Below are 16,599 nucleotides of genomic sequence, written 5' to 3'. Positions count from 1 at the left end.
CATGGAGTGCAGCCGAACGAGCCATCCACCGCGCAGACCTCGAGACCCCCACTGGCACCCGTCCCACCCTTTGCCCACACGCCAGTGTCGGTCCACCGCGACGAGCCGATCCGCCCGCCATCGGACACCACCACTGCTGGCCCCGCACCCGCCCAACTACCGGCCCCGCAACCGCACGACGCCCTGACCGCGCGTCTGAAGCGCTGGTGCGCAGAGGAGAAGGTGGTCGCCGATGTGGTGGAGGCTCTCAACACCGCGCACGGCATGCCGCTGACCGTGGCACTTCTCGACACGCCCGTCGGCAGCGACCACCTGCCGGCCACCAACACCATCTGCCTGTCCCCTAAGTACGCCGCGCCAGGGCTCGACACCGTCGCCAACAAGCTGATCCTGTACCGGTTGGCCACGGCATTCGAACAGCTCGGCCTGAACGCAGCCAATGCGCAGGCACTTCAGACGTACAACGGGCGGCAGCAACGGCTGTGGCGGTTGGCGAACCCGGCCCAGGACCCGCCGCCCGCGGACGTGTACCGGTTCTATCACGGCACCAACCGATGTAACTACTACGGCGACGGCATCCAGGTCACGGGCCTGACACCGAGTCAAGCCGGCAGCGGCCTCGGCTGCAAACGCTGGGAGAAACACGACATCGCCTCGGAGAGCAAGGACAAGGGCTGGAACACCGTCACCCTCGACTTCGACGTGGCGCTCTCCTACGCCCGGCAGCACACCGAGTGGGCCATGGGGAGAAAACGCAACGAGCCGACCCTGCGCGACGTCGCCGCCGAGGGCGGGCTGGTCCTCGCCTTCGACGTGCCGAAGGAGGCCGTCGACAGCCGCAGCCAGTGGCGCAAGGACAAAAGCGGCGACCCGCACAACTACCAGACCTCGGAGGCGATACCGGCGGTGCGGATCCGGGTGGTGGAGGAGTTGGGCATCCCAGGGCCCTTGAAGGCTGTCGCGCCACCCCTGCCTTTCGTCGAGGCCGCGGTGGTCCAGACGGGCCCGCCGTCCGGCGCCGGGCGACGCGTCTACCCGAAATCGACGTCTTGAGAGGGCCGTGACCTCATGCTCCAGGAGACACGATCCTCGGTTGTCCTCACAACCCATGGATGGTCACGCGGTGGCCCACGACAGACGTGCAACCTCGAACCGCTCTCTCAGTACTCGCGCAACAGGGAACCGGCGCCATACACCTTGTCGGCGATCCCGTTCTCGCGCAGTGCCATCCACCAGGTCGCCGCGTTGATGGCGATCACCGGCTTGCCGAGCCAGCGTTCGGCCTCGTCGGCCAGCCCGACCATCGACAGGTTGGTGCCGCACTGGACCAGGGCGTCCACGTCCGGGCCGTCCACCGCCAGCAGTGCCCGGCGCAACTCGTCCTCCGTGACGTGGGCGATGGAGACCGCGGTCGGGCACTTGAGCCCCTCGATCGCGGTCACCTCGAAACCGATCTCGGAGAAGAACTGCACGACGTTCGTGTCGCCGATCGGCTGGTACGGCGTCACCACGCCGATCCGGCGCGCGCCGTAGAGGCGCAGTGCCCGCTCGCACGCCTCCGCCCCGGTTGCCACCTCCAGCCCGGTGGCCGCCTTGATCTGGGCGACGAATTCCCGGTTGCCCTCGACACCGCCCCAGAACGTCTCGGCGGACATGCCCATCACCATGTAGTCGGGCTCGCAGGTCAGTACCCGCTCGCAGGCCGCGCCGATCTCGTCGCGGATCTGCGTCAGGAGGTTCTCGAAGTTGCTGTCGCTGGACAGGTCCTGGTTGCGGATGTGGATCCGGGAGAAGTGCGCGGTCACACCCGGCACCGTCATTCCGTAGAAGTCCGGCTCCACGATGGTGTTGGTCGACGGGGCGATGACGCCGAACTTGCGGCGCCAGCCGAGCGCGTCGGTCATGAGCTGACGGCTCCTTCCTGGGTGGGGATCGGGTGGGGACTGGCCGTGGCCGGAGTGTGGGCGCGCGCGGTCAGCCACGCCGCGACCAGCAATGCCGCCTGGCCGAGGGTGTTGGTGCCCTGCTCCACCCACTGCATGGTCAGGGTCTCGTGATCGGCGTGGTTGCGCAGCGGCACCAGCAGCAGCACGCAGGTCAGCCCGGCGACGTAGAGCGCCACCGCGCCCCAGGCGCGCCGCCGGCCGGCGATGATCGCGGCCAGGACGCTGATGGTGGTCACGCCCGTGGTGGCGAGGGCGAAGATAGGCGCGAAGATGGCGTACACGGCCGCCACTGCGGCGGTGACGGCCAGCACGGCGGCGAACGGCCACCACGGCACGCTGCGCCCGCGCAGCGCACTGGCCAGACCCCAGATCAGTCCGACCGCGCCGACCGCCATCAGCGGGAACAGAGCCGCCTCCAACCAGGGCAGGTCGACCGAGAACCCGGCCAGCAGCAGTTTCCAGGTCGACTTGGCCAGGCCGCCGAGGCCGATCAGGATGGCGCCGACGCGGGCGACCGGGCCCACCCGGGGCACGATCCGACCGGACAGCCCGGCCAGGATCAAGAACCCGACCAGCGCCAGACCGGTCGGCACGAAGTCCTCCAGCGCGAGGAGGACGGTGTAGTCGCTGCCGTTCACGACAGGCCCCCGCGCCGGGTCATCCGGGGCCGCCGGCGGAGTCGCCGAAGAGGTCGCGCTTGCGGAAGCCGGCGGCGGCGAACCGGGCGGCGGCCTTGCGGCTGGTCAACCAGGCGGCGCGGCTGCCGTTGCGGCCACCGGCGAGGATCCGGTCGGCCAGCCACGGGGTGACCGTCTCCACCCGGTCGCCGAGGATGTTGAAGATCTTCTTGGCCTTCGCCAGCTCGTCCGGCGGGTAGTCGTGGGTGAGCAGGTCGGTCACGACGATGCCGGGCGAGAGGTGGTGCACGGTGACCTTGTCGGCGACCCCGGCTGCGGCGAGTTCCTTGGCCAGCCCGTCGGTCAGGTACGTGACCGCACGCTTCGACGCCCCGTAACCGGTCAGCCCCGGCCGGACCTGGCCGTTGGAGCCGAAGCCCTCCATGTTCCACAGCGCGCCGTGGCCCTGCTCGACCATCGCGGCGAGCACCACCGCGCTGGCCCGGGCCACCCCGCCGAGGTTCGCCGCGAGGACCCCGTCCAGCTCCGCCGGCATCAGCTCCCACAGTGGGCGGCGGGCATGGTTCGTGCCCGCGTTGTTGATCCAGATGTCGACGCCGCCGAACGCCTCGGCGGCGGCCGACCACAGCGCGGCCACGTCGGCGCGGTCGGTAACGTCCGCGCGCACTCCGAGCACCTGGGCGCCGGCCGGCGCCGAGGAGTCCGAGGGCAGCGCGGCGAGCGCCGTGGCCACCGACTCCGCGCTGCGTCCGCAGAACGCGACCCGGGCGCCGCGGGCCAGCAGCGCGCGTACCAGGCCGGCACCGATTCCGCGGGTGCCGCCGGTCACCACCACCGCGGTCATTCTGCCGGCTCCCAGGTGAGCAGGCCGTGCAGGACGCTGTCCAGCACGTTGCCCCGGAACAGTTCGTACACCACGGCGAGGCGCCCGCCGGCGGACATGCCCGGCTCGGCGTCGATGGCGAACTCGCGGCCCTTGACCTTCCACACGTCGCCGCCGTCGGCGTGAAAGTGCCAGGACGGGTAGCTGGCCCGGCCGAAGCCCTGCGCGTTGCCCCAGGCGTCGGGGCCCTCGAAGAACAGCCGGTCGCCGTCGCGGCGCTGCTCGACCACGTACCGCCGGTCCAGGCCGGCGCCGGTCCAGTCCACCACCCGGCGGGTACGGAGCAGGTCGATCGGCTCCAGACCGAGGCGCACCGCGACCGTGCCACGCAACTGCTGGTCGGCGCCCCACAGCTCACAGCTACCGGTGAACGCGCCGGCCTGCTTGGTCGGCAGGATGTACGGCACCGGACCGCGCCGCTCCTCGGCGGACAGGAACCGCGCCACCCGCTCCCGCGTGTCCGGGTTGGTGTCGTGGTCGAAGCTGCGGGTGTAGACGCCGTTGAAGCAGCCCACGACCGTCCAGCCCTGGTAGAGCACCGACGAGTAGACCTGGGTCTCGCCGTCGGGCAGCACCTGGTTCCAGGTGTTCAGGTCGACCTGCCAGCCGGGGCCGTAGTAGTGCGAATCCACGAAGGACCCGTACGGCTGGCCGGTGCCGAAGAAGTCGGGGCCGGTGTAGACCCGGTCGGCGTCGGAGTCGAGCACGCCGAAGGCGAAGGGTGCGCCCAGCCGGTAGCGCCCGGCCAACTCGCCCCCGCCGACCAGCCCGCCGTCCATGTAGTACGTGGTGACGCCGTCGGCGAAGACCGACGAGCGGCGAATGTCCTCGAAGCCCTGCCAGACGCCGGTGGCGGTGAACAGCGACGGCCGGCCGTGCCAGTCGCCGGCGATCCGCTGCTGCCACTCGCTCGGTTCGGTCTCCGCCGGTGCGGTTGTCGGTGCGGTCGGTTCACTCATTGCCGATCAGCTCCGCCCGGATCCGGTCGGTTGCCGGCTCGCCGATCAGCCGGGAGACCCTGGCCCAGACCGGGTCGACGTCGGGGCTGAACAGGTTGACCCGCACGGCGGTGTCCCGGGCGGCCAGGTCGGTGTCGGCCAGGCCGGCCACGGCATCGGCCGGCAGGCCGTCGGTCACCAGCGCGGACCAGTGCTCGACGTACGCGGAGACGGCGGTTCCGATCTTCCGGAACGCCTCCTCGGTGGCCCGGCCGACCAGCATCCACGGCGACATCAGCGCGTACTGGCGGGGCCCGATGTCGGCCCGGCTCAGCCCGTCCATCGCGCTCGCCTCGGTGAAGACCTCGGTGAGCGGCTGGTACGCCGCGTCCATGTAGGGCAGGTGGCTGCTCAGTTCGGCCCGGGGAATCAGGTCGAGGTGGTACGCGTAGTAGTCGCCGCCGTACACCGAGTCCAGCGTGAAGTGCGGGACCGCGCTGTCGGCGGCGGTGAAGGCGAAGACCATGTGGCTGTCGAGGCGGATCATCGGGACGACCAGCCCGACGTAGACCACCTTGGCCACCGGCTGGCCCGGTGCGCCCTTCCAGACCCTCAGCGAACCCACCGGGTCGGGCGACATCGGGCTGCTCAGCGGCTCGTCGATGACCGTGGTGAGCGGGTGCCGGGTGGTCAGGTGGGCCACCGCGTTCTCGCAGAGTTCCAGCGGGAGGCTCATGCCTGCTCCTTCGTCGTCGCGCCGTTGGTCGGTTCGGGGCTCGCCTGCGCCTGCGCTCCTGCGGCGGCGTCGGCGCCCTCCTCCTCGGTGATGCGCTTGAGCCCGATCCGCTGGGACTCCGCCACGGTCGGGTGGTCACCCTTGGCCTTGTGCACCCAGGCGCGGGCCAGCTCCGGGTTCTCCCGGCGGGCTGGCGAGGGGATGACGGTTGCCTCCCGGCGCGGCACGTCGCCCGTCACCCGGTCCGTGTCGGAGAGCATCCAGCCCTGCTCGGCCAGCTCCTGCCGGCGTCGCCGGTAGTGCACCGCGATGAGGTCGCTCTTGACGTGCAGCTCCGCGCCGAGGTCGAACGGGAGCAGCTCGGGGCGGACGTTGTTCACCACCTCTGCGTCCTGGTAGAAGATCTTGAGGACGCGCTGTACGGCGTTGCGGTTGGCCCAGGCCCCGGTGAAAAAGGTGCGCAGGGCGACCCACTTGACCAGTGTGGTCGTCTCGTCCACGGGGATGTTGGTGTCGTAGATGATCAGCTCGCCGATCGGCAGCCGGACGTGCAGCTTGATCATGTTGGGCAGCATCCAGCCGGCCGAGGTGACCACCGGCGGGCGGTTGGCCAGGTCCGCGTTGTTGCGGCTGATCAGCGACCAGAGGCCCTTCGAGCGCGGCGGGTGCAGGCTGACCGTGGCGTACGCCGACCACTCGTCGCGCACCTCGACCTCGTACTCGGGAACCTCGGGCTTCTCCCGATTGCCGAACACGCTGCCGTGCACGAAGGGCGCGTGCGCGATGTCGCAGCCGTTCTCCAGGATCCGCTCGTAGTTGGCCTTCCACAGGAACTCGCCGGTCACCGCGCGGTACTTGCCGCCGTTCTCCACGAGGTTGTCGAACTCCGGCCAGACCGGGATCGGCGGCCGCTCGGCCTCGGGCAGGTCGCCCATGAAGACCCAGACGAAGCCGTAGCGCTCCTGCACGGGGTACGAGTCGACCCGGGCCTTGTTCGGGATGCCCCGGCCGGGCTGGTTCGCCGGGATCTTCGTGCACGCCCCGCCCGGCTCAAACTGCCAGCCGTGGTACGGGCAGACGATGTCCTCGCCGGCCGTCCAGCCGCCGGAGAGCGCCGCGCCCCGGTGCACGCACAGGTCGGACAGGGCCACCACGCGCCCGCTCGGGGTGCGGTAGAGGGCCAGGAACTGGCCGAGGACGGTGACCCGGGCCGGCTTGACGGTGACCCGGTCGGAGAACTCGACCGCGTACCAGAAGTTCTTGAGCATGGTGGCTTACCTCCGACGGAACGAGGCGATCGAAGAGGTGGTGTCGAGCTTTGCCAGCAACCGGTCGAACTCGTCGGCCGGTTCGCCGCGAAGGTGGACGGCGAGGAACCCGGACAGCAGATCGACCAGGAGCGCACGTGTGGTTTCCGGGTCGGCGGTCGCCTCCTCGTCGAGGAAGGCGCGCGCCGAGGTGGGGTCGAGCGGGTGCACGATGCCGAAGTGGTTGGCACCGGCCAGCCGCACCAGCAGGTTGGTGCCGCCCGCGTCGGGCAGCGCCTCGTCGAAGGTGCGGGTGATCGGGTCGGCGCGGGTGGCCGCGTCCTCGCCGTACCGGTCGGCTGAGCCGTTGATCACCCCGTCGTTGCTGCCGGCGAGCAGCATGACCGGGCAGTTCACCTGGGCCGGCAGCACGGTGCCGGCCGGCCAGCCGAGCATGGTCGCCACCATGGTGTGCGCCCCGTAGGTGGCCACCGCGCGGACCTCGGGCAGGAACCGCGCCGACTGCAGCACCACCGTGCCGCCGGCCGAGTGGCCCACCAGCGCCACCCGGTCGAGGTCGAGCAACCCGTCGAGCGGTCCGGTGAGCTGCGTCAGCGCGTCGAGCACCGGGCGCAGCGATGGGCTCGTCGGCCGGCTGCCATAGCCGTCCGGCCGGGCCGCGTCCAGGTCGACGCCGGGAGTGATCCCGTGCAGGCCGGCGAAGAGCACCCCGACCCAGTCGTAGGTCACCGCGACGACGCCCCGCGCGGCCAGCTCCACCGCCAGCCAGCGGTAGGTGTCCTGCCCGACGTTGACCCCGGAGACCAGCAGGACCACCGGGTACGGCGCCCCGGCGGGATCGGCCGCCAGCACTCCGCTGAGCCGTTCGGCGTCCGAGCCGGTGGGCCGCGCCGGGTAGTAGACCCGCAGGTGCGCGGTGTCGAACGGCGCCGGCGCGCCGGGGATGCGCGCGGCCCACCAGAGCGATCGGACACCGCTTCGCTGCGGACCGCTCATGCCGACGGCCGGGGGAGTTCGCGGTCGCCGCCCCAGAGCGCGCGGACGAGCTGGTTGGTGGTCTCCTCGCCGAAGTAGCGCACGCCCATCACGTTCGCCGGGTCGCGGTCGGCGATGTTGCGGCGGATCCGCAGATCGGTCTCGGCGAGCGCGGCCCGCTCCTCGGCCGGCACCGGCTCGGCCTCGTCGACCCAGCGCAGCCACCGGTCGACGTGGGCGTGGGTCACCTGACTGACCTTCTCGATGTTCTCCGGGCTGCGGTCGAAGGAGTAGCAGTACGCCGTCGGCGACAGGCTGGCCCGGATGAACCCGGCCCGGCTGACGAAGTAGTCGAACGCCGGGTCGGCGCGCAGTTGCAGCCACTCCTCGTTGACCGGCTCGTAGTACCGGTCGTAGTAGTCGCCGTCCTCGACCATGTTGACCCGGGGGACCGAGTCGATGTAGAACCAGCCGCCGGGCCAGACCAGCAGGGCCAGCCCCAGGTGCGGCACCCTGACCTGCGGGCCCAGCCAGCACGTGAGGTGCAGGTTGGCGAAGCTGGCCGCCGGGTTGCCCAGCCAGGAGTGCACGAGCCAGTCGACCTCGGGCCCGGTGTACGCGGCGAGCGAGCCGCCCGGCCCGTTCGGGTAGTCCCCGTAGTGCTCCAGCGACTCGGTGGACGGGTCGCGGGTGAGCTCGAACCGTGCGTCGAGTTTGGCCTTCAGCTCATCCAAAAGTATCTGGTAGCGGTGGAACGTCTCGTGGACGTCGACCGTGGGGGAGTCGTCGAGCATGTCCTCGACGGGTTTCAACGTGTCGGCCACGGGTCAGCGCCTTTCGGTGAGGGCCTGGACGAGCCGCCACGGGCGGCCGTCGACGAGGTCGGTGCGGCGGGAGACGAGCCGGTTCGCCGCCTGCGCGGGGGCCACCACGGCATGCGTGACGGGCCGGTCGGCGGCGATGTCGGTGCGCAGCGGGCTGCTGATCCGGCCGGTGAACGGCCCGGCCCAGGTGGTCCAGAGGGTGAAGTCGGCGCTGAGCGCGAAGACCGCGGCGCCGGTGCCGAGGGGCCCGGCGGCGATCACGTTGAGCCGGTTCTCGGCGGCCCGCTCCGGCAGGCCCAGCGTCAACTCCCAGGGCTCGCGCGGGGTGAACGGCACGGCGACCACATCGGCGTCGGCGAGCGCGGCGAGCCGGAACGTCTCCGGGAAGATCGCGTCGTCGCCGACCACGATCGCCAGCCGCCCCCAGGGCAGGTCGAAGGTGCGCAGCGCGTCGCCGGGCCGCACGGCGTCGCGGGCCGCGCCGGCCCGGTGCAGTTGTGGCTGCTCGCCGACCACGCCGGACGGGCCGATGAGCAGCCCGACCGGGCCGTCGGGGCCGTGGGCGGTGGCGACGGCGTACCCGTCGGTGCCGCGCAGCGCCGGTGCCAGCGCCGCGGCCACCTCGGCAGGCCCGACGTGCGCGCCGAGGGCGTTCTCGGCGAGCACGGCGAGCAGCGCACCCTCGGCGACCGCCTTGCCGAGCAGGTCGGCCGCCTGGCCGGGGTCCCGCGGCCGGACCACGGCGACCGGCAGGCCCGATGCGCCGGGCGGCCGGCGGCGGCCGGTCGGCGCGTCCCCGAGTGGACCGTAGAGCTCCGGTCGGCGGGCCGCGAGGATGTCGGTGCCGTCCGGGCGGTGCTTGTCGCCGGCGCGCTCCGGGTCGATGTCGGCGATGACGACGGCCTCACCGATGCGCGGGCCCCTGGCCACCACCGTGCCGTCCGGTGCGACGATCTGCGACTCGCCGGCCCCGTGCAGCCACTGCTCCGGCACGCCGAGGCCGCGGCTCATGGCCGGCAAATGCTCGGCGGGCAACAGCGGGCCGACCTTGTTGGCGGCGATCACCCAGGCCCGGTTCTCCGCGGCCCGCACCGGGATGTGCAACGCGGCCTCATCGGTGGCGAACGAGTTCAGGCTGTTCAGCAGCACCTGCGCGCCGCGTAGCGCGAGCCCGCGGGTGACCTCGGGAATGACGCCCTCCATGCAGGCGTACATGCCGATCCGGCCGATCGGGGTGTCGAGCACCGGTCCGACCTCGGTCGCCGGGTCGAGGTGGTCGTTCTCGGCGCCCATCAGGACCTGCTTGTCGCAGCTGCCGAGCACCGCCCCGTCCGGTCCGAAGAGGAAGTTGGTGCCGCCGGTGCGCCCGTCGGGGTACGCGTGCGTGACATTGATCTTCACGTACACCCGGTGCTCGGCGGCGCTCGCCGAGATCGCGGTGAGGAACGTGTCGCCCGGGCGGGTGGCCAGGGCGTGTGCCTGGGCGCGGTCGGTGTACCAGGCCAGGTGGTTGCAGAACTCGGGCAACACCACGAGCTGCGCGCCCTGCCCGGCGGCGTCGGCGACCAGGCGCAGGCAGGTGGCCAGGTTGGCCTCGATGTCCTGGCCGGCCTCGAACTGTACGGCGGCAACCCTGATGCTCATTCCCGCTCCGGTTCCCCTAGCGAAACGCTGTTTCCAGAACATACACTCGGGCGACGCTGGGGAACAGGGGGACGAACAGGTGTTTACGCACGTGGTGCTGATGAAGTTCGACGATGCGGCCGATGCTGCCAAGGCGAAGTCGTTGCTGGAAGGTCTGGCCAGCACAATTGATGAGATCGCGACGCTGACGGTCGCCCTGGACACGCTGGGGACCCCGGTCTCCTACGACCTGTGCATGATCAGCACCCACTCCGACGCGGACGCGTTGCGCGCCTACCAGGCCCACCCCGCCCACCTGGAGGTGGCGGGCTGGCTCAAGCCGCGCCTCGCGGCCCGCGTCGTCGTCGACTACTGAAACAAGGCCCGCCCGACGCGGCCCGGCCTCAGCCCGGGTACGCGTTGGCGGGCAGCCCGGCGCCACCGGGCCGGAACGGGCCGGGGGCGTGCACGACGCAGGTCTGCGCGTACTCGGCCAGCCCCTCCTCGGCGTACTCACGACCGTAGCCGGAGCGTTTCACCCCACCGAACGGCGCCCGCAGCGACAGCCCGGTGCGGTTGTGCGTGTTGACGAAGACGAAGCCCGCCTCGACCCGACGGGCCAGCGCGAACGCCCGCTCCTCGTCGGCCGACCAGACGGAGCCGCCCAGGCCCAACTCGTCGGCGTTGACCCGGGCCAGCAGTTCCTCCTCGTCGTCGTAGAGCAACAGCGGGACCGTCGGCCCGAACTGCTCCCCGACGACCACCTCGGCGTCGTCCGGTGCGTCCAGCACGAGTGTCGGGGCCACGAAGTACCCGCCGGCCAGGTCGGTGCCGCCGTCGACGGTGCCCAGCGGCAGCGCGGTGGCTCCCCGGGCGACGGCCGCCGCGACGATCCGCCCGATCCGGGCGGCGGCGCCGGCCGAGACGACCGGGCCCATGCTCACCCCGGGCGTGAGCGCGTCACCGACGCGCAGCACCTCCGCCGCGGCGGACCGGTACGCCGCCACGAAATCGTCGCGGCGGCTGCGGTGCACGTACAGCCGCTTCGCCGCCATGCACACCTGACCGCTGGTGGCGAAGCTCGCCAGGACCAGCCGGCGCATCGGCTCGACGCCCAGGTCGGCGTCGGGCAGGAAGATCGCCGCGTCGTTGCCGCCCAACTCCAGCACGACCGGCGTGGTCTGGGTGGCCGCCGTCGCGGCCACCTGCCGGGCCACCGCGCTGCCGCCGGTGAACGCCACCTTGCGCACCAGCGGGTGCCCGACCAGCGCCGCTCCGGCTGCGGCGTCGCCGTGGACGACCGCCAGCGTCCCGTCCGGCAGCGCCCCGGCGAGCAGGCGCAGCGCCTCCGAGACTGCCAGCGGGGCCAGCGGCGAGGGCTTGACCACCACCGCGTTGCCGGCGGCGAGGGCCGGGGCCACCTTGAGCACGGTGAGGATGATCGGCGCGTTCCACGGCGTGATCGCGGCGATGACCCCGTAGGGCCGGGGCAGCCGCAGCAGCCGGCCGGCCGCGTCGTCGATCTCCCGCTCCGCGTACGCCGCCGGGGCGTGCTCGACGACCCAGCGGAGGTACGTGGCGGCGAACCCGACCTCGCCGCGGCAGTCGGCGAGCACCTTGCCCGACTCCCGGGCCAGCAGCTCGGCCAGCGGTTCGAGCCGTCCGGCGATCGCGTCGGCGCCGGCGGCCAGCGCGGCGAGCCGTCGCGCGATGCCGGTGGCCGCCCAGCCCCGCTGCGCGGCGTCGGCCCGGCGGACCAGGGCGTCCACCCGGTCGGGCCCGCTCACACCGACCGTGCCGACCAGCTCGGTGACCCTGGACGGGTTCTCCCGTTCGATCACCGGGCCGTCGCCGGGTGCCGTCATGCCCGCGCCACGGGCTGTCCGGCGTCGGGGCGCAGCGAGGCGATCATGGAGCTGCGCAGCAGGTACGCCCGGGCGGCTGCCGGATCCTCGGCCAGCGCGCGCAGGCTGGCCAGATGCGCGGAGCGCAGCTGCGGATCGGTGACCCGCATCCGGCGGTAGTTCTGGTCGGAGACCTCCTGCACGTACGTCAGGGCGATCCGGCGCCGCTCGTCGGCCACCGCCGTCACCGCCCGGTCCAGCTCCCCGTCGTCGGGTGCCGCGCGGCCTGAGGCCAGCACCTCCGCGTAGGCGACCGCGTCGTGGATGCCCGAGTTCATACCGAGCCCGCCGAGCGGGTTGTTGACGTGCGCGGCGTCGCCGGCCAGCAGCACCCGCCCCTGCCGGAACGCCGCGACGACCCGTTGGTGCACCCGGTACAAACTGGCGTGCGCCACCCGCCACGGTCGGCCCGGGTCGGCGATCGCCCGCAGCCGCTCGTCGAGCCGGCCCAGCTCGTGGGCGTCGGGGGTGTCCTCGGGGGTGGGCAGCAGCACCCGCCAGTGCTCCGGCGTGCGCAGCAGCACCGACCACTCGACCGGGTCGAAGACGTAGTTGACGGACGCCAGCGGGCCGAGCAGCGCCGGCAGGTCCTCGTCGGTGGAGGCCACCAGGAACCGTTCGGGGTAGGTGATCCCCTCGAACGGCAGCTCCAGCGCCCGCCGTACCGCGGAACTGGCGCCGTCGGCCGCGATCAGCCAGTCGCCGGCCACTTCCCGGCCGTCCGCGGCGACCGCGACCACGCCGCCGTCGGCCGGATCCGCGGCCTGCCGCACCGAGTCGACCGGCCAGCCGAAGTGGACCCGGGCCGCTGGGTGCCGGGCCAGGTGGGCCAGCAGGATCTGGGTCAGCTTGGACTGCTCGCACTGCACCCGGTACGGGTACGGAGTGTCGGCGGCGAGCACCGATAGGTCCAGCTCCGCGATCAGCCCCTCCCGGCGGTCCCGGTAGGCGAACGTCGGCGCGACCAGCCCGCGCGCCAACAGGTCCGCGCCGACCCCCAGCGCGTCGAGCATCTCCAGCGTCGGTGGGTGGAACGTGGAGGCGCGGGACTCGGCGGCGAGTTGGTCGCCGGCCTCCAGCACGGTCACCTCGCAGCCCCGGCGGGCCAGCGCGAGCGCCGCGGTCAGCCCGACGGGCCCCGCTCCGGCGATCAGCACGTGCATCAGGCGTACCTCCGGTCGAGAGTCAGCGCGTCGTCCTGGCCGACCAGTGCGGTGAACGACGACCAGGCGAGCCGGGGCACCACGTCGGCGTGGCCGACCCGGCCGATCGCGGCGTAGGCGGCGGCAGCCGCGCGGAGCGCGGCCAGCATCGGCGCGACCGGGTGCAGCACGACCCGGACCCCGAGCTCGCCGAGCACGTCGGCGGGCGGAAAGGCGCGCACGCCGCCAGCCTCAGAGCGGTTCACCACCAGGGGTACGCCGGGCAGCGCGGTACGCACCGCCCCCAACTCCTCGGCGGTGTCCACGCCCTCCAGGAAGACCGCGTCGGCGCCCGCGGCGGCGAACCGGCCGGCCCGTTCGATCGCCTCGTCGAGGCCGGCCACCGAGTAGGCGTCGGTGCGGGCGATCAGCACCAGGCCGGTGCCCGCCTCGGCGATCGCCCGGATCTTCGCCGTCGCGCCCGCGGTGTCCAGCAGTTCCTTGCCGGCCAGGTGGCCACAGCGCTTCGGGCTGACCTGGTCCTCCAGGTGCAGCCCGGCGACGCCGGCCGCCGCGTACCGCTGGGCGGTCCAGACTGCATGCAGCGGGTTGCCGTAGCCGGTGTCCGCGTCGGCGATCAGCGGCACGCCGGCCAGCGCCGGGACCAGCCGGGCGGCCTGCACCGCGACGTGCGTGCCGTGCAGGTACCCAAGGTCGGGAAGGCCGAGCTCGACCGCGGCGCAGACCGCACCGGACAGGTGCACGGCCCGGTGCCCGGCCTCGACGGCCAGCGCGGCGGTGAGCGGGTCGTGTACGCCGGGGGCGTGCACCGGCGAGGCACCGCCGAGCAGCGCCCGCAGCACGTCGGCCGGGCGTGCGGGCGCCGCGCCGCCGGGCGCGACCGGGGGCGCGTCCCTCGACCCGACGGTGTCGCCCGGGTTCATGGCCGGCCGTGCAGCGCGAAGCCGCCCTCGACGCCGACCACCCGCGGGTTGGTGAAGAACCGCAGGGTCTCGGCGGTGCCCTCCTCGCCGTACCCGGACAGCCCGAACGCCGGTCGCGGGCTGAACAGGTGCAGGCTGAGCACCGAGGAGCCGTTGACCTTGACCTCGCCGGCCCGGATTCGGCGGGCCACGGCCAGCGCGGCCTCCTCGTCGGCGCCGAACACGTACGCCTCCAGCCCGTACGGCGTGCCGTTGGCCAGCGCCACTGCCTCGTCGAGGGTGGCGTACGGATGCACCGCCGCCACCGGTCCGAAGATCTCGTCGCCGGTGTGCGCCGCGGCGACGCCGGTGACCAGCGTCGGGGCGAGGAAGTTCCCGCCGGCCAGTGGCCCGGCCGCCGGCAGTGTGGTGCCGGTGACCGCGGTCCCGCCGTGGGCCAGCAGGTCGTCGCGGGCGGCCACCACCCGGGCCAGGTGTCGGGAGTGCACCAGCGGACCGAGGTCGGTCGCCGGGTCCAGGGGCGCACCGGCGACCAGGTCGGCGAGCCGGTCGGCGATCGCCTCGACGATCTCGTCGTGCCGGTCGGCGGGCACGATCAGCCGGCCCAGAGCCCGGCACCACTGGCCGTTGAGCGTGCTGAGCAGGTCGACCGCGGCCCGGGCGACGTCGGCGACATCGGCGTCGGGGAGCACGACCAGCGGGTTGTTGCCGCCGAGTTCGAGCTGCACCGGCTTGATGTCGTAGGCGCAGGCCGCCGCGACCGCCCGCCCGGCGGCGAGCCCGCCGGTGAAGGAGACCGCCCGGATCCGGGGATCGCCGACCAGGGCCGCGCCGGCCTCGGCCCCGCCCTGCACGAGCTGGAACACCCCGGTCGGTATGCCGGAGGCGGCGAGCACGGCCCCGATGACGGCGGCGAGCCGTTGGCTGCCGTGTGGGGCGTACTCGCTGGGTTTGAGGATCGTGGGGCAGCCGGCGGCGAGCGCGTTCGCGACCTTGTGCGCCGCCATCGGCGCGGGCGCGTTCCACGGCACCACGCAGACGGCCGGGCCCCAGGGCAGCCGTTCGGCGTGCACGATCCGGCCGTCCTCGCGGTGGAACTCCTGGCGTTGCGGGTCCTGCCGTAGCTGGGCGGCGGCGAGCCGGAACGCACCGCCGAGGATCACGCCCAGCGGTGTGGTCTGCCGGATCGGCACGCCGGTGGTCGCCGACTCCAGCGCGCAGATCTCGGCCGCGACGCCCTCGACCGCCTCGGCGACGCCGTCCAGCACGTCGGCGCGAGCTGGGGCCGGCAGTGCGGCCCAGCTCCCGGCCTCATGCGCCGCCGAGGCGGCGGCGACGGCGGCCTCGATCCGGTCCGGCGGCGTGCCGGCGGCGGGCCGCCGCACCGCCCCGGTCGCCGGATCCTCCAGGTCGAACCCGAGCGGTGCGTCGCTGGGCGTCCAGACCCCGTCGACCAGGTCGGCGAGATCGGGCAGGTCCGGTTGGTGGGGCCCGGTCACCCGGCCACCGCCGCGAACAGGTTGTTGGACCGGTCGCTGGTGACCATGCCGGCTGCCTCCAACCGGCCGCGCTCCGGCGGGAACGTCATCACCAGCCCCATCGCCAGGTCGCGCAGCGCCCGGCCGACGGGCCCGTTCATGGTGGCACTCGACGTGCCGGACGCCTTGAGCGCGCCGACCGCCACGTCGAAGCACGCCTCGCAGATCGAGCCCTTGGCCAACCGCCACTGCTGGTAGACCTCGGCGTGCGGGCGCAGCGGTGGCTCGCTGGTCTCCAGCAGCAACTGGCGGCGCAGCCAGAGGTACGCCGTTTCCAACCGTTCCGTCATATTGCCGATGATCACCTGGTGCATAGGGCTCTCCGCAATCGCCCGGCCGGTGTCGGCGAAGGTCTTCTGGGTGAGCCTGGTCAGCGTGTCGTCGTAGACACTCTGCGCCGCGCCGACGTAGACCGCCGTGATGGCCAGCTGGTTGCCGACGAAGCTGCCCCGGCTGCACTGCAACATCTTCACGAACGCGCCGGGCACGGTGAGCGCCTCGTCGGCCGGAATGAAGACGTCGTCGAGCCGGATGCCGTGGTTGGCCGAGCCGCGCATGCCGATGCCGTCCCAGCTCGGCCGTGAGGCGACCCCGGCGGCTTCGCGGGGCACCAGGAACAGTGCCAGCCCGTCCGCCGTCTCGTGCCCGGCGAGCCGGGCGGTGACCAGGTAGGTGTCGGCGACGCCGGTGGCGCAGCCGAACGACTTCTCGCCGCTGAGTGACCAGCCGTCGACGCCGTCGCGGCTGGTCGGGGTGGCGGTGGTGGAGATGGCGATGTTGGCCGACGAGCTCTTCACCGCCTCGCTGGCGAAGTTGGCCAGCCACACCCCACCGGCCATTCGGGTCAGCACCTTCTCGGCGAAGGCCCGTACGGCGGGGACGTCGGCGTCGTCGAAGAGGCCGCGCTCGATCGCCTCCAGCGGCAGCAGGCCCCGGGAGGCGCTGGTGTTGTGGAAGAAGAAGGCCAACGCCGTCGAGGGGCAGGCGCTGCCCATCGCGAAGGTGGCGGCGGCGAGGTCGCGCAGGCCGCCGCCGAGGCCGCCGTACTCCTCTGGAACCACCAGGCCGAGCAGCCCGGCATCGCGCAGCAGCGCGACGTGCGCGGCGGGGAACACCCCGTCGGCGTCGGCCTGCGCGGCGGCGGCCCGCAACGCGGGCAGCACCTTCTCCACCCGGGCCGCGCGATCCTGCTCAGCGGGGGTGAGGTCGTCGATGAGCCGTCCGCCGGTGGACATGTGGG

General features: G+C 72.9%; 16 protein-coding genes. 2 read left to right on the top strand and 14 right to left on the bottom strand.

Annotated features, from left to right (window positions below; genetic code table 11):
* Positions 1-84 precede the first annotated feature (84 nt).
* Complete coding sequence (locus ABZT18_RS03890) at positions 85-1,053, top strand: hypothetical protein (RefSeq protein ID WP_354992269.1); 969 nt, start codon at positions 85-87, stop codon at positions 1,051-1,053.
* 107 nt (positions 1,054-1,160) lie between these two features.
* Here the strand turns inward: ABZT18_RS03890 and ABZT18_RS03885 are convergent, their stop codons facing one another.
* From ABZT18_RS03885 to ABZT18_RS03845, 9 genes are read right to left on the bottom strand one after another with little or no spacing between them, the layout of a single operon-like run.
* Positions 1,161-1,904, bottom strand: a complete 744-nt coding sequence (locus ABZT18_RS03885) for an arylmalonate decarboxylase (RefSeq protein WP_354992268.1) — start codon at positions 1,902-1,904, stop codon at positions 1,161-1,163.
* Positions 1,901-2,584 carry a hypothetical protein gene (locus ABZT18_RS03880; RefSeq protein ID WP_354992267.1) on the bottom strand — a complete coding sequence of 228 codons (684 nt, stop codon included), beginning with the start codon at positions 2,582-2,584 and terminating at the stop codon, positions 1,901-1,903. The genes ABZT18_RS03885 and ABZT18_RS03880 overlap by 4 nt, the downstream gene beginning before the upstream one ends.
* A gap of 19 nt (positions 2,585-2,603) precedes the next feature.
* Entirely contained in the window at positions 2,604-3,428 is an 825-nt protein-coding gene (locus ABZT18_RS03875; protein ID WP_354992266.1) for an SDR family oxidoreductase, read from the bottom strand.
* A complete protein-coding gene (locus ABZT18_RS03870) occupies positions 3,425-4,426 on the bottom strand; it encodes a hypothetical protein (protein ID WP_354992265.1) in 1,002 nt (333 codons plus the stop codon). The genes ABZT18_RS03875 and ABZT18_RS03870 overlap by 4 nt, the downstream gene beginning before the upstream one ends.
* Positions 4,419-5,141, bottom strand: a complete 723-nt coding sequence (locus ABZT18_RS03865; protein WP_354992264.1) for a hypothetical protein — start codon at positions 5,139-5,141, stop codon at positions 4,419-4,421. The genes ABZT18_RS03870 and ABZT18_RS03865 overlap by 8 nt, the downstream gene beginning before the upstream one ends.
* The gene (locus ABZT18_RS03860) at positions 5,138-6,409 is read right to left on the bottom strand and encodes an aromatic ring-hydroxylating dioxygenase subunit alpha (protein ID WP_354992263.1); all 1,272 of its coding nucleotides are present in this window, start codon (positions 6,407-6,409) and stop codon (positions 5,138-5,140) included. Before ABZT18_RS03860 ends, ABZT18_RS03865 begins: the two co-directional genes overlap by 4 nt.
* 6 nt (positions 6,410-6,415) lie before the next feature.
* Positions 6,416-7,405, bottom strand: coding sequence for an alpha/beta hydrolase (locus ABZT18_RS03855; protein WP_354992262.1), 990 nt, complete (start codon positions 7,403-7,405; stop codon positions 6,416-6,418).
* Positions 7,402-8,208, bottom strand: coding sequence for an oxidoreductase (locus ABZT18_RS03850; protein ID WP_354992261.1), 807 nt, complete (start codon positions 8,206-8,208; stop codon positions 7,402-7,404). Before ABZT18_RS03850 ends, ABZT18_RS03855 begins: the two co-directional genes overlap by 4 nt.
* A 3-nt stretch (positions 8,209-8,211) precedes the next feature.
* On the bottom strand, positions 8,212-9,852 hold the full coding sequence (locus ABZT18_RS03845; protein WP_354992260.1) for a nitrilase-related carbon-nitrogen hydrolase: 1,641 nt from the start codon (positions 9,850-9,852) through the stop codon (positions 8,212-8,214).
* Positions 9,853-9,943: 91 nt separating this feature from the next.
* Here ABZT18_RS03845 and ABZT18_RS03840 point away from each other — a divergent pair, with 91 nt between their 5' ends.
* Entirely contained in the window at positions 9,944-10,207 is a 264-nt protein-coding gene (locus tag ABZT18_RS03840; RefSeq protein WP_354992259.1) for a Dabb family protein, read from the top strand.
* A gap of 28 nt (positions 10,208-10,235) precedes the next feature.
* Here ABZT18_RS03840 and ABZT18_RS03835 read toward each other — a convergent pair whose 3' ends face one another.
* Genes ABZT18_RS03835 through ABZT18_RS03815 form a run of 5 tightly spaced genes read right to left on the bottom strand, consistent with a single transcriptional unit; the run spans position 10,236 to position 16,594 of the window.
* A complete protein-coding gene (locus ABZT18_RS03835; protein WP_354992258.1) occupies positions 10,236-11,696 on the bottom strand; it encodes an aldehyde dehydrogenase family protein in 1,461 nt (486 codons plus the stop codon).
* Positions 11,693-12,898, bottom strand: a complete 1,206-nt coding sequence (locus tag ABZT18_RS03830; protein WP_354992257.1) for an NAD(P)/FAD-dependent oxidoreductase — start codon at positions 12,896-12,898, stop codon at positions 11,693-11,695. The genes ABZT18_RS03835 and ABZT18_RS03830 overlap by 4 nt, the downstream gene beginning before the upstream one ends.
* Positions 12,898-13,821 (bottom strand): isocitrate lyase/PEP mutase family protein, encoded by a 924-nt coding sequence (locus ABZT18_RS03825; protein ID WP_355250393.1) that lies wholly within the window; start codon positions 13,819-13,821, stop codon positions 12,898-12,900. Before ABZT18_RS03825 ends, ABZT18_RS03830 begins: the two co-directional genes overlap by 1 nt.
* On the bottom strand, positions 13,818-15,320 hold the full coding sequence (locus ABZT18_RS03820; protein WP_354992255.1) for an aldehyde dehydrogenase family protein: 1,503 nt from the start codon (positions 15,318-15,320) through the stop codon (positions 13,818-13,820). The genes ABZT18_RS03825 and ABZT18_RS03820 overlap by 4 nt, the downstream gene beginning before the upstream one ends.
* On the bottom strand, positions 15,317-16,594 hold the full coding sequence (locus ABZT18_RS03815) for an acyl-CoA dehydrogenase family protein (protein ID WP_354992254.1): 1,278 nt from the start codon (positions 16,592-16,594) through the stop codon (positions 15,317-15,319). Before ABZT18_RS03815 ends, ABZT18_RS03820 begins: the two co-directional genes overlap by 4 nt.
* Between the last annotated feature and the right edge of the window lie 5 nt (positions 16,595-16,599).

Origin of the sequence: Micromonospora sp. NPDC005291, assembly GCF_040607415.1 — a bacterium.
Taxonomy (GTDB): Bacteria; Actinomycetota; Actinomycetes; order Mycobacteriales; family Micromonosporaceae; genus Micromonospora.
The sequence above is the reverse complement of the archived record's forward strand: the minus strand, read 5'-3'. Positions and strand labels throughout refer to the sequence as shown.

What these genes read in the sequence shown, in the direction of transcription:
- ABZT18_RS03885 (WP_354992268.1), bottom strand. Translation starts at nt 1,904, where the DNA reads ATGACCGACGCGCTCGGCTGGCGCCGCAAGTTCGGCGTCATCGCCCCG.
- ABZT18_RS03875 (WP_354992266.1), bottom strand. Translation starts at nt 3,428, where the DNA reads ATGACCGCGGTGGTGGTGACCGGCGGCACCCGCGGAATCGGTGCCGGC.
- ABZT18_RS03870 (WP_354992265.1), bottom strand. Translation starts at nt 4,426, where the DNA reads ATGAGTGAACCGACCGCACCGACAACCGCACCGGCGGAGACCGAACCG.
- ABZT18_RS03865 (WP_354992264.1), bottom strand. Translation starts at nt 5,141, where the DNA reads ATGAGCCTCCCGCTGGAACTCTGCGAGAACGCGGTGGCCCACCTGACC.
- ABZT18_RS03860 (WP_354992263.1), bottom strand. Translation starts at nt 6,409, where the DNA reads ATGCTCAAGAACTTCTGGTACGCGGTCGAGTTCTCCGACCGGGTCACC.
- ABZT18_RS03855 (WP_354992262.1), bottom strand. Translation starts at nt 7,405, where the DNA reads ATGAGCGGTCCGCAGCGAAGCGGTGTCCGATCGCTCTGGTGGGCCGCG.
- ABZT18_RS03845 (WP_354992260.1), bottom strand. Translation starts at nt 9,852, where the DNA reads ATGAGCATCAGGGTTGCCGCCGTACAGTTCGAGGCCGGCCAGGACATC.
- ABZT18_RS03835 (WP_354992258.1), bottom strand. Translation starts at nt 11,696, where the DNA reads ATGACGGCACCCGGCGACGGCCCGGTGATCGAACGGGAGAACCCGTCC.
- ABZT18_RS03830 (WP_354992257.1), bottom strand. Translation starts at nt 12,898, where the DNA reads ATGCACGTGCTGATCGCCGGAGCGGGGCCCGTCGGGCTGACCGCGGCG.
- ABZT18_RS03825 (WP_355250393.1), bottom strand. Translation starts at nt 13,821, where the DNA reads ATGAACCCGGGCGACACCGTCGGGTCGAGGGACGCGCCCCCGGTCGCG.
- ABZT18_RS03815 (WP_354992254.1), bottom strand. Translation starts at nt 16,594, where the DNA reads ATGTCCACCGGCGGACGGCTCATCGACGACCTCACCCCCGCTGAGCAG.